This window comes from Citrobacter sp. RHBSTW-00881 (assembly GCF_013728515.1).
GTDB lineage: Bacteria > Pseudomonadota > Gammaproteobacteria > Enterobacterales > Enterobacteriaceae > Citrobacter > Citrobacter braakii.
Window position 1 is genome coordinate 2294690 of the sequence record NZ_CP056269.1, and the last position, 12532, is coordinate 2307221.

8 protein-coding genes and 1 pseudogene are annotated in these 12532 nt (G+C 47.7%); 7 read left to right on the top strand and 2 right to left on the bottom strand.

Going from position 1 to position 12532, the window contains the following annotated elements; translation table 11 throughout:
* Nucleotides 1-106 precede the first annotated feature (106 nt).
* From rssA to galU, 3 genes are all read left to right on the top strand, one after another.
* On the top strand, nt 107-1018 hold the full coding sequence (gene rssA / locus HV311_RS10950) for a patatin-like phospholipase RssA (protein WP_016156731.1): 912 nt from the start codon (nt 107-109) through the stop codon (nt 1016-1018).
* 90 nt (nt 1019-1108) lie between these two features.
* Entirely contained in the window at nt 1109-2122 is a 1014-nt protein-coding gene (gene rssB, locus HV311_RS10955) for a two-component system response regulator RssB (RefSeq protein WP_016153275.1), read from the top strand.
* Nucleotides 2123-2326: 204 nt separating this feature from the next.
* Entirely contained in the window at nt 2327-3235 is a 909-nt protein-coding gene (galU, locus tag HV311_RS10960) for a UTP--glucose-1-phosphate uridylyltransferase GalU (protein ID WP_016153274.1), read from the top strand.
* A gap of 137 nt (nt 3236-3372) precedes the next feature.
* Here the strand turns inward: galU and hns are convergent, their stop codons facing one another.
* Nucleotides 3373-3786, bottom strand: coding sequence for a histone-like nucleoid-structuring protein H-NS (hns, locus tag HV311_RS10965; protein WP_003020723.1), 414 nt, complete (start codon nt 3784-3786; stop codon nt 3373-3375).
* A gap of 623 nt (nt 3787-4409) precedes the next feature.
* On the opposite strand from hns, the pseudogene tdk reads away from it, so the two are divergent.
* A pseudogene (gene tdk / locus HV311_RS10970) lies at nt 4410-5027 on the top strand (thymidine kinase).
* A 238-nt stretch (nt 5028-5265) separates the two neighbouring features.
* On the opposite strand, the gene adhE reads toward tdk, so the two are convergent.
* Nucleotides 5266-7944, bottom strand: a complete 2679-nt coding sequence (gene adhE / locus HV311_RS10975; protein WP_016153272.1) for a bifunctional acetaldehyde-CoA/alcohol dehydrogenase — start codon at nt 7942-7944, stop codon at nt 5266-5268.
* 487 nt (nt 7945-8431) lie between these two features.
* Here adhE and ychE point away from each other — a divergent pair, with 487 nt between their 5' ends.
* The 3 genes from ychE to oppB all read left to right on the top strand — a co-directional run bounded on the left by ychE (nt 8432) and on the right by oppB (nt 12524).
* Nucleotides 8432-9079: an NAAT family transporter YchE gene (ychE, locus tag HV311_RS10980; protein WP_003020714.1), complete on the top strand. Its 648-nt coding sequence runs from the start codon at nt 8432-8434 to the stop codon at nt 9077-9079.
* 771 nt (nt 9080-9850) lie between these two features.
* The gene (oppA, locus tag HV311_RS10985; RefSeq protein ID WP_016153271.1) at nt 9851-11482 is read left to right on the top strand and encodes an oligopeptide ABC transporter substrate-binding protein OppA; all 1632 of its coding nucleotides are present in this window, start codon (nt 9851-9853) and stop codon (nt 11480-11482) included.
* A gap of 121 nt (nt 11483-11603) precedes the next feature.
* Nucleotides 11604-12524 carry an oligopeptide ABC transporter permease OppB gene (oppB, locus tag HV311_RS10990; protein WP_003020708.1) on the top strand — a complete coding sequence of 307 codons (921 nt, stop codon included), beginning with the start codon at nt 11604-11606 and terminating at the stop codon, nt 12522-12524.
* Nucleotides 12525-12532: the final 8 nt, after the last annotated feature.

Consider the following 12532-nt stretch of genomic DNA (forward strand, 5'->3'; position numbering starts at 1 on the left):
ACTCCCTGGAATAAAAAAACGGCGTAAAAACGCCAGGGTAGCACTATGTTAACTGAGCGGTAGCGATGTTGCTACGTCTGCAAGCCAGGGGAAGTTTGTACGTACAATGAGAAAAATAAAAATTGGGCTGGCGCTAGGTTCCGGCGCGGCGCGAGGTTGGTCGCATATTGGCGTTATTAAAGCCCTAAAGCATATGGGCATTGATGTTGATATTGTGGCAGGGTGCTCCATTGGTTCGCTGGTTGGTGCAGCCTACGCATGCAATAAGTTACCTGCTCTCGAACAATGGGTTTGTTCTTTCAGCTATTGGGATGTCTTACGTCTGATGGATCTCTCGTGGCGCAGGGGCGGTTTACTGCGTGGTGAACGGGTATTCAATCAGTACCGTAATGTCATGCCGGTAGAAGCAATTGAGCAATGCACTCGCCGTTTCGCAACTGTGGCTACTAATCTGAGTACGGGTCGGGAGCTCTGGTTCACGGAAGGTGATTTGCACCTGGCTGTTCGGGCCTCCTGCAGTATTCCTGGTCTGATGTCCCCTGTAGCGCATAATGGTTACTGGCTGGTCGATGGCGCGGTGGTGAATCCCGTTCCTGTATCCTTAACTCGCGCGCTGGGCGCTGACATCGTTATTGCCGTCGATCTGCAACACGATGCGCATCTTATGCAGCAAGATTTACTCTCCTTTAACGTCAGCAGTGATGCCGAAACGGGTGATGATGTCGACGCGCTTTCATGGCGTGCCCGACTGAAAGAGCGCTTGAGCAACATAACGGCCAGGCGTGCGGTAACCGCGCCGACGGCGATGGAGATCATGACGACTTCTATTCAGGTTCTGGAAAATCGTCTGAAACGTAACCGCATGGCCGGTGACCCGCCAGATATCCTGATTCAGCCGTTTTGTCCGCAAATATCCACGCTGGATTTTCACCGCGCCAGCGCAGCAATTGCTGCTGGACAACTGGCGGTCGAGAAGAAAATGGATGAGCTTCTACCCCTGGTGAAAACCAACATCTAACGCATTTTTTATCAACACTTAAGCAAATTCTGACAGGCGTGAGTAGCAATAGCATGCCACTATTTACTAAAGCCAGTCAGGGGGGAGAATATGACGCAGCCATTGGTCGGAAAACAGATTCTTATCGTTGAGGATGAGCCGGTATTTCGCTCACTCATGGACTCATGGTTTTCCTCTTTGGGAGCGACAACGGCGGTAGCTGGCGATGGACTTGAAGCACTTGAATTACTCGGGCACTTTAACCCCGACCTGATTATCTGCGACCTGGCTATGCCACGAATGAACGGCCTTAAGCTAGTAGAGTATCTGCGTAATCGTGGCGATCAGACCCCCATCCTGGTGATATCAGCGACGGAAAACATGTCTGATATAGCCAAAGCACTGCGATTGGGTGTGGATGATGTGCTGCTAAAGCCGGTAAAGGACCTGAACCGCCTGCGCGAAACCGTCTTTGCGTGTCTGTATCCGAATATGTTTAATTCACGCGTGGAAGAAGAAGAGCGGCTGTTTCGTGACTGGGATGCGATGGTTGGTGATCCCGCCGCTGCAGCAAAGCTGTTGCAAGAATTACAGCCTCCTGTGTCGCAAGTTATTTCACGATGTCGGATCAACTATCGTCAATTGGTAGCCGCCGATCAGCCGGGGCTGGTACTGGATATTGCACCGCTATCGGACCATGACCTTGCGTTTTATTGTCTGGATGTGACGCGGGCAGGGGATAATGGTGTTCTGGCTGCATTGTTACTGCGGGCGCTATTTAACGGTTTGCTGCAGGAACAGCTCGCGCATCAAAATCAACGATTGCCGGAGCTCGGTGCGTTATTGAAACAGGTTAACCATTTATTGCGCCAGGCTAATTTGCCCGGACAATTCCCTTTGCTGGTGGGTTATTACCACAGCGGATTAAAAAACCTGATTCTGGTATCAGCAGGGCTGAATGCGACATTAAATACAGGTTCCCACAATGTACAAATCAGCAATGGCGTTCCGTTGGGAACCTTAGGGAATGCGTATCTTAATCAACTGAGCCAACGTTGCGAATCCTGGCAATGCCAAATTTGGGGGGCCGGTGGTCGGCTGCGCCTGATGTTGTCTGCAGAATGAACAACCGAGTGGAGTGAGAATGAAATTGGCTCACTCCCCTCATGCTGTGAGTGCTACTATCAGCGCCAGATTTATTCGTATTTATCTTAATTATACCGACGCGCGTCCTTTTCAGACCAGAAGCTTGTCGCGGTACTGATATACTTGGATGCGATACAGATTGATGAACACGTTCAATACATGAACAGTCCAGGAGAGTTTTAAATGGCTGCCCTTAATTCAAAAGTCAAAAAGGCCGTTATCCCGGTTGCGGGATTAGGAACCAGGATGTTACCGGCTACGAAAGCAATCCCGAAAGAGATGCTACCGTTGGTTGATAAGCCATTAATTCAGTACGTCGTAAACGAATGTATTGCTGCGGGCATCACTGAAATTGTACTTGTAACTCACTCGTCTAAAAATTCGATTGAAAACCACTTCGATACCAGCTTTGAACTTGAAGCTATGCTGGAAAAACGTGTAAAACGCCAGCTTCTGGAAGAAGTGCAATCTATTTGTCCGCCACATGTCACTATTATGCAGGTGCGTCAGGGACTGGCCAAAGGTCTGGGCCACGCGGTATTGTGCGCGCACCCGGTGGTTGGCGATGAGCCCGTTGCGGTTATCTTGCCGGACGTCATTCTTGACGAATACGAATCTGATTTATCACGCGACAACCTTGCCGAAATGATTCATCGTTTCGATGAAACAGGCAGCAGCCAGATTATGGTTGAGCCGGTAGAAGATGTTACCGCTTATGGTGTTGTTGATTGTAAAGGCGTTGAATTAGCGCCGGGCGAAAGCGTACCGATGGTTGGCGTTGTTGAAAAGCCGAAAGCGAATGTGGCGCCATCTAATCTGGCCGTCGTGGGGCGTTACGTCCTTAGCGCGGATATCTGGCCTCTGCTGGCAAAAACGCCTCCGGGAGCCGGTGACGAAATTCAGCTGACTGATGCTATCGATATGCTGATTGAAAAAGAAACGGTTGAAGCTTATCACATGAAGGGCAAAAGCCATGACTGTGGTAATAAGCTGGGCTATATGCAGGCGTTCGTTGAATATGGTATTCGCCATAATACTCTCGGCGCTGAATTTAAAGCCTGGCTGGAAGATGAGATGGGTATTAAGAAGTAACCTCCTGGTATTATCAGGTCTGAACGGTGCTGTTAATCCAGCACCGTTTTTTTATACCTGAACTGGGTAGGGACTGTGCGAAGTACAGGTAAAAAAAATCCCGCCACTGGCGGGATTTTAAGCAAACTATTTCTGAATTATTCCTTGATTAAGAAATCGTCCAGTTGTTTACCTTGTTCTTCCATCGCTTTTTTGATCACTGCCGGTGTACGACCCTGACCAGTCCAGGTTTTAGTTTCACCGTTTTCGTCAACATAGCTATATTTAGCCGGACGTGCAGCGCGTTTAGCTTTGGTGCCAGATTTAACAGCAGCCATGCTATTCAGCAGTTCGTTCGGGTCAATGCCATCAGCGATCAGCATTTCACGATATTGTTGCAGTTTACGAGTACGTTCTTCAACTTCAGCAGCTGCAGCGCTTTCTTCTTCACGGCGCTCGCTAACAACAACTTCTAATTTTTCCAGCATTTCTTCAAGCGTTTCCAGAGTACATTCTCTTGCCTGCGCACGAAGAGTACGGATGTTGTTCAGAATTTTAAGTGCTTCGCTCATTGTAGTAATCTCAAACTTATATTGGGGGTGGTTTGTTGAGCTAATAATAGAGCGATAAATTCAGTTGTGCAATAGCCAGGAATGTAAGGAATTCAAAATTGCGCTTTATTTAGTATCAGAATTAATTCATCTGTCTTAAATTCTCCGCGACGTTGGGCATAAAAAAGGCTTATTGGTGAGGGGGCTTCTCAGCGGCTGAGAGTAAAAATTCAAGATTCAGGTCACATTTTATGGTGTACAAATAGTATCTCTTTGCAGTGATTTCAACCTTTTGTATTAGTTTTGCTTACATGAATTCGCTAATACATGGCGACAGTGGGTAGATTCAATAACAATAAGGGAAGGGTTTCTTTATTGCCGTAAGAAGATAAGAGGTATGGATAAATTTCATGAGCACTATTTGTGAAAGAGTGTGTATATACCCATCGAGTTTCAGGCTACCTGGGCCATGGCTGGAGTGTACTCACGCTCCCGTGTCACTTAAAGGATCGGTTATTTAGGCGACACTGAGCGAGTCTGTACGCCTATTTATACGCCTATGCAGGCAACGCTACACCGACACGTTCGTGAAATATGGTACAATCCTGCCCATATTTATTTCCCCGGGTGAGGGCCTACGGTCAATGGCACAGCTATATTTTTACTATTCTGCAATGAATGCCGGTAAGTCGACTGCATTGCTGCAATCTTCGTACAATTATCAGGAACGTGGGATGCGTGCCGTGGTATATACAGCGGAAATTGATGACCGCTTTGGTGCTGGAAAAGTAAGTTCACGTATAGGTCTGTCGTCACCTGCAAAATTGTTTAACCAAAATTCATCATTGTTCGAAGAGATTCGGGCTGAGAATGAGCAGCAAAGAATTCACTGTGTACTGGTTGATGAGTCGTAGTTTCTGACTCGACAGCAGGTTTATGAATTATCTGAAGTTGTCGATCAGCTGGATATTCCCGTGTTGTGCTACGGCTTGCGTACCGATTTTCGTGGTGAGTTATTTGGCGGCAGCGAATACCTGTTGGCATGGTCAGATAAACTGGTTGAATTAAAAACCATTTGTTTCTGTGGGCGTAAGGCCAGCATGGTGTTACGTCTTGATCAGGCAGGACGACCTTATAACGAGGGCGAACAGGTGGTGATTGGCGGGAACGAACGCTATGTATCGGTGTGCCGTAAGCATTATAAGCAAGCACAGTCTGAGGGCTCTCTGACGGCGATACAAGAACGACACAACCACGATTAACTCTACGCGCTTCTGGGCGCTTATTAGCACAGGGTAGGCTGCGACATTCGCTAATGTTCGCTACCCTGTCAGACACTCTCCTGACGCTATTCTCGCATCCTCCTAAGCATCCTTTTGCAGGGCCATCCTTTATACGTCGCTGAATTGGTCATGTATCGATTCTGATAACGTAAGATGTAAAAAAAAACGGCCCCAATTCGGGACCGTTTATGGTGAGACTAAAACTTATCTGGTTGAATTAAGCGGATTTCTTCGCTTTCTTCTCAGCTTTCGGAGCTGCTACGGCTTCAGTCTTAACGGCGGTTTGATCTTCACTGTATTCACGACCGTAGTAGGTATCCATCAGGATCTGTTTCAGTTCAGAAATCAGCGGGTAACGCGGGTTAGCACCAGTACACTGGTCATCAAACGCATCTTCAGACAGTTTGTCCACGTGTGCCAGGAAGTCAGCTTCCTGAACGCCAGCTTCACGGATAGACTTAGGAATACCCAGTTCAGCTTTGATTTCGTCCAACCAGCCCAGCAGTTTCTGGATTTTTGCAGCAGTACGGTCGCCCGGTGCGCTCAGACCCAGATGGTCTGCGATTTCAGCGTAGCGACGACGAGCCTGCGGACGGTCGTACTGGCTGAATGCAGTCTGTTTAGTCGGGTTGTCGTTCGCGTTATAACGAATAACGTTGCTGATCAGCAGGGCGTTCGCCAGACCGTGAGGAATGTGGAACTGAGAACCCAGCTTGTGCGCCATTGAGTGACATACACCCAGGAAGGCGTTAGCAAACGCAATACCGGCGATGGTTGCTGCACTGTGTACACGCTCACGCGCTACCGGGTTCTTAGAACCTTCGTGGTAGGACGCTGGCAGGTTTTCTTTCAGCAGTTTCAGCGCTTGCAGAGCCTGACCGTCGGAGAACTCAGAAGCCAGCACGGATACGTAAGCTTCCAGGGCGTGAGTGACGGCATCCAGACCACCGAACGCACACAGGGACTTAGGCATATCCATCACCAAGTTGGCGTCAACAATCGCCATATCCGGAGTCAGCGCATAGTCTGCCAGCGGGTATTTCTGACCAGTTGCATCGTCAGTAACAACCGCAAACGGAGTAACTTCAGAACCAGTACCGGAAGTGGTGGTGACGGCAACCATCTTCGCTTTTACGCCCATTTTCGGGAACTTGTAGATACGTTTACGGATGTCCATAAAGCGCAGTGCCAGTTCTTCGAAGTGGGTTTCTGGGTGTTCGTACATAACCCACATGATTTTCGCGGCGTCCATCGGGGAACCGCCACCCAGCGCGATGATCACGTCTGGTTTAAAGGAGTTAGCCAGCTCAGCACCTTTGCGTACAACGGTCAGAGTTGGGTCAGCTTCAACTTCAAAGAACACTTCGGTTTCAACGCCAGCAGCTTTCAGCACGGAGGTGATCTGGTCAGCATAGCCATTGTTAAACAGGAAGCGGTCGGTCACGATCAGCGCACGTTTGTGACCATCGGTAATCACTTCATCCAGTGCGATTGGCAGAGAGCCACGACGGAAGTAGATAGATTTCGGAAGTTTGTGCCACAACATGTTTTCAGCTCGCTTAGCAACGGTTTTCTTGTTGATCAGGTGCTTAGGACCAACGTTTTCAGAGATGGAGTTACCACCCCAGGAACCACAACCCAGAGTCAGGGAAGGCGCGAGTTTAAAGTTGTACAGGTCACCGATACCACCCTGAGAAGCTGGGGTGTTAATCAGGATACGTGCGGTTTTCATCATCTGACCGAAGTAAGCAACACGTTCTGGCTGGTTGTCCTGGTCGGTGTACAGGCAAGAGGTATGACCGATACCGCCCATCGCAACCAGTTTTTCAGCTTTAATAACGGCGTCTTCGAAGTCTTTCGCACGGTACATTGCCAGCGTCGGAGACAATTTTTCGTGAGCGAATGGTTCGCTTTCGTCAACAACTGTCACTTCACCGATCAGAATCTTAGTGGTTTCTGGTACGGAGAAGCCTGCCAGTTCTGCAATTTTGTATGCCGGTTGACCAACGATAGCCGCGTTCAGCGCGCCATTTTTCAGGATGACGTCCTGAACGGCTTTCAGCTCTTTGCCTTGCAGCATGTAGCCGCCGTGAGTCGCGAAACGCTCACGTACTGCGTCGTATACAGAGTCAACGACAACAACGGACTGTTCAGAAGCACAAATTACGCCGTTATCGAAGGTTTTAGACATCAGAACAGATGCAACAGCACGCTTGATATCAGCGGTTTCATCGATAACCACAGGGGTGTTACCTGCGCCTACACCGATTGCCGGTTTACCGGAGCTGTATGCTGCTTTAACCATGCCTGGACCACCGGTCGCAAGGATCAGGTTGATGTCCGGGTGGTGCATCAGTGCGTTTGACAGTTCTACGGAAGGTTGATCGATCCAGCCGATCAGATCTTTCGGTGCGCCAGCAGCAATTGCTGCCTGCAGAACGATATCAGCCGCTTTGTTAGTGGCATCTTTAGCACGCGGATGCGGAGAGAAGATGATGGCGTTACGCGTCTTCAGGCTGATCAGTGATTTGAAGATTGCAGTAGAAGTCGGGTTAGTGGTTGGAACGATACCGCAGATGATACCAATCGGTTCAGCGATGGTAATGGTACCGAAGGTGTGGTCTTCAGCCAGCACACCACAGGTTTTTTCGTCTTTATATGCGTTATAAATGTATTCGGAAGCAAAGTGGTTTTTAATCACTTTATCTTCGACGATGCCCATGCCAGATTCGGCAACGGCCATTTTCGCGAGAGGGATTCGAGCGTCTGCGGCAGCCAGAGCGGCGGCACGGAAGATTTTGTCAACCTGTTCTTGAGTGAAACTGGCATATTCACGCTGGGCTTTTTTTACGCGCTCTACAAGTGCGTTAAGTTCAGCGACATTAGTAACAGCCATAATGCTCTCCTGATAATGTTAAACTTTTTTAGTAAATCATCTGCTCGATACGAGAGTATAGACAGATCGACGAAAATTTGTGTAACGTTTTGAAAATCAAACGGTTAATTAACGTCCACTTTACCTTGATTTACTAAAAGAGCTTATACGCTAGCGCCACTTAATTCTAACGCGCTACCTCCAGGTGGCGTAAGCAAGATTACTCACTTCTGAGTAGTAATTGCGTGATCTGGATCAAAATTTCGCAAAGCTGACACCTTTCAGCAGGCCCTTTTAGCGTTTATCGGTAAGTGTTAATAAATTGATGGGGTGAATGCCATTAACATTAGCATATTTAATACATATTAATAACACTAAGTATTGGAAGTGTATTTACGTAGATATACACAGATAGAAGGTGAAGTATGCTGACAAAAGGCGTATCTTCAGCGCGGATTTTATCAATTTTTATGACTCATTTTATCCGGCTAACGCTTCGGAGCTAACCGTGATCCAAACGCTATTTGATTTTCCTGTCTATTTTAAGTTTTTCATTGGGTTATTCGCATTGGTTAACCCGGTCGGGATCATCCCAGTCTTTATCAGTATGACCAGCTATCAAACGGCTGCTGCGCGAAATAAAACCAACCTTACGGCAAACCTGTCGGTTGCCATCATCCTGTGGACTTCGCTGTTCCTTGGTGACGGTATTCTGCAGCTCTTCGGTATCTCGATAGATTCGTTCAGGATTGCCGGCGGCATTCTGGTGGTGACTATCGCAATGTCCATGATTAGCGGAAAACTGGGCGAAGATAAGCAAAACAAACAGGAAAAATCAGAAACAGCAATCCGCGAAAGTATCGGCGTAGTGCCGCTGGCATTGCCGTTAATGGCGGGGCCGGGGGCGATAAGCTCAACTATTGTTTGGGGTACGCGCTATCACAGTGCGATTAACCTGTTTGGTTTTTTTGTGGCGATTGCGTTGTTTGCCCTGTGCTGTTGGGGACTGTTCCGCATGGCACCGTGGCTGGTACGGCTGCTGGGCCAAACCGGTATCAACGTCATTACGCGTATTATGGGGTTGTTGTTAATGGCCTTAGGGATCGAATTCATTGTGACTGGAATCAAGTCCATTTTCCCCGGTTTGCTTGCCTGATATTCCTCCTAGTATCAACGGAGCCTCTTTCGGCTCCGTTTCCTTTCATTATTAGTAAAACTTCTCACTAAAGTTGAAAATCAGCATAGAAATATAAAAATATCTGATGGTGATTCATTAATTTATTCATTGATTTTATGGATATAACACTCAATGGTCCACCAGAGGGATCCCGATGTCACTGTTATTTTATTAACATCATACTCTGGGGCTTGCTGAAGGATTATCGAAATGTTATTAGTTATTTCAGCGTTTTTTTTAGATGAATGTGCTAATTAATAACCAATTGTTAAATTTATGTGCATTTTGGCGTGGTGTTGACAAAGGTCCGGGGGTTTAACACTGCGCTGGATGCAACATAATGATTTTTATCGTTTTATTGTCACAATCTTTCATTCGTAAGACTTTTTTAGTGAGATTTATTTCCAATAAAAGAGAATTGGTTAACAAATTTGTAAAATGTATTGGCGGTTAAGAAACGCATTTGATACTTTCCGGCCAGGTATTATGCAGAAGAATTCACGTTGATGAGAATCATTTTCAATTAGTTTCTCTCAACAGGGTAATAACGTGTTTCCGGCAGGGGAGGCACGTAGGCAATCGACGCAAGGCGGTCATACGAATCGCCAGAAATAAATAAAGTCGGTGATAGCAAGCAGTAAAACAAGAAACTACCTGACGGCAGAAAATCTCCGGTGCCGTACAGGGATCCTGACAGGATTAACAGTCTGGTTAAAAAACCAGCCATAATAATGAGGGAGTACAAACACAATGACTAACATCACTAAAAAAAGTTTAGTAGCTGCGGGGATCCTAACTGCGCTAATCGCTGGGAATGTTGCTACGGCGGCAGTTGTACCAGCCGGTGTGCAGCTTGCTGAAAAGCAGACTCTGGTGCGTAATAACGGTTCGGAAGTTCAGTCACTCGATCCACATAAAATCGAAGGTGTACCTGAATCCAATATCAACCGTGACCTGTTTGAAGGTTTATTAATCAGCGATGTCGATGGCAAACCATCGCCTGGCGTGGCTGAAAAGTGGGAAAATAAAGACTTTAAGGTGTGGACATTCCATCTGCGTAAAGACGCTAAATGGTCTGACGGCACGCCTGTTACCGCGCAAGATTTCGTGTATAGCTGGCAACGCCTGGCTAATCCAAATACCGCGTCACCGTACGCCAGTTATTTACAGTACGGTCACATTGTCAATATTGACGATATTATCGCCGGCAAAAAGCCGATCACCGATCTCGGTGTCAAAGCTCTCGACGATCATACATTTGAAGTCACCCTGAGCGAGCCTGTTCCTTATTTCTACAAATTGCTTGTGCACTCATCCGTTTCTCCGGTTCCTAAAGCAGCGGTTGAAAAATACGGTGAGAAATGGACCCAGCCCGCTAACATCGTTACCAACGGCGCCTATAAGCTGAAAGACTGGGTGGTCAACGAGCGCATTGTACTTGAGCGTAACACCAACTACTGGGACAACGCCAAAACGGTTATTAACCAGGTTACCTACCTGCCAATTTCTTCTGAAGTGACTGACGTTAACCGCTATCGCAGCGGCGAAATCGACATGACCTATAACAACATGCCGATCGAGTTATTCCAGAAACTGAAAAAAGAGATCCCGAACGAAGTTCACGTTGACCCGTATCTGTGCACCTATTATTACGAAATCAACAACCAGAAAGCACCGTTCAACGATGTTCGTGTTCGTACCGCCCTGAAACTGGCGTTGGATCGTGACATTATCGTCAACAAAGTTAAAAACCAGGGGGACCTGCCGGCGTATAGCTTTACCCCTCCTTACACCGATGGCGCGAAACTGGTTGAACCAGAGTGGTTCAAATGGTCTCAGGAAAAACGTAATGAAGAAGCGAAAAAACTGCTGGCTGAAGCCGGGTATACCGCTGAAAAACCGTTGACCTTTGACCTGCTGTATAACACCTCAGATCTACATAAAAAGCTGGCCATCGCTGCGGCATCTATCTGGAAGAAAAATCTGGGCGCCAACGTGAAGCTGGAAAACCAGGAATGGAAAACGTTCCTCGATACGCGCCATCAGGGTAACTATGATGTTTCGCGTGCGGGCTGGTGTGCGGATTACAACGAACCAACATCCTTCCTGAATATGGTGCTGTCTGACAGCTCCAACAACACCGTCCACTATAAGAGCCCGGCGTTTGATAAGCTGATTGCGGATACGCTGAAAGTGACTGATGAAGCGCAGCGCAGCGAACTGTATTCGAAAGCGGAACAGCAGCTGGATAAAGATTCTGCGATTGTACCGGTTTATTACTATGTTAACGCCCGCCTGGTGAAACCATGGGTTGGCGGATACTCCGGTAAAGACCCGATGGATAATATCCACGTTAAAGACTTGTATATTATCAAGCATTAATGGCAAGACGTGGGGCAATCATTTTGCCCCACAGTGTCTTTTTTCTTCGAACTATTAACACCGCTTTACCTGAACGTCGGGGTAGAAGAGGTGTAAAGGCACACGCCAGAAGGTACGGGCAATGTTAAAATTTATATTACGTCGCTGTCTGGAAGCGATTCCGACGCTGTTTATACTTATTACGATTTCATTCTTTATGATGCGCCTTGCGCCGGGAAGTCCATTCACCGGGGAACGCGCGTTACCGCCAGAGGTACTGGCTAATATCGAAGCGAAATATCATCTTAACGATCCTATCTCGACGCAGTACTTCAGCTACCTCAAGCAGCTGGCGCATGGCGATTTTGGGCCATCTTTTAAATATAAAGACTATACGGTAAACGACCTTGTGGCATCGAGCTTTCCGGTTTCTGCGAAGCTGGGAGCTGCGGCCTTTATTCTGGCGGTCCTCGTTGGCGTTAGCGCTGGGGTGATAGCCGCGCTGAAACAAAATACGCGTTGGGACTACACGGTGATGGGGGTGGCAATGACCGGGGTGGTTATCCCCAGTTTCGTGGTCGCTCCCTTATTAGTCATGATATTTGCCATAACCTTGAAATGGCTGCCCGGAGGCGGCTGGAATGGCGGGGCGTTGAAATTTATGATCCTGCCGATGGTGGCCTTGTCACTGGCTTATATCGCCAGTATCGCCCGTATTACCCGCGGTTCGATGATTGAAGTGCTGCACTCTAACTTTATTCGTACCGCACGCGCTAAAGGGTTGCCGATGCGGCGGATTATTTTCCGCCATGCGTTAAAACCTGCGCTGTTGCCTGTGCTGTCCTATATGGGACCAGCATTTGTCGGCATTATTACCGGTTCGATGGTTATTGAAACCATCTATGGTTTGCCGGGCATTGGCCAGCTGTTCGTCAATGGCGCGTTAAACCGCGACTATTCGCTGGTCCTGAGCCTCACCATACTGGTAGGGACGCTGACCATCGTGTTTAACGCGATTGTTGACGTGCTGTATGCCGTTATCGACCCGAAAATTCGTTACTGATACTGGAG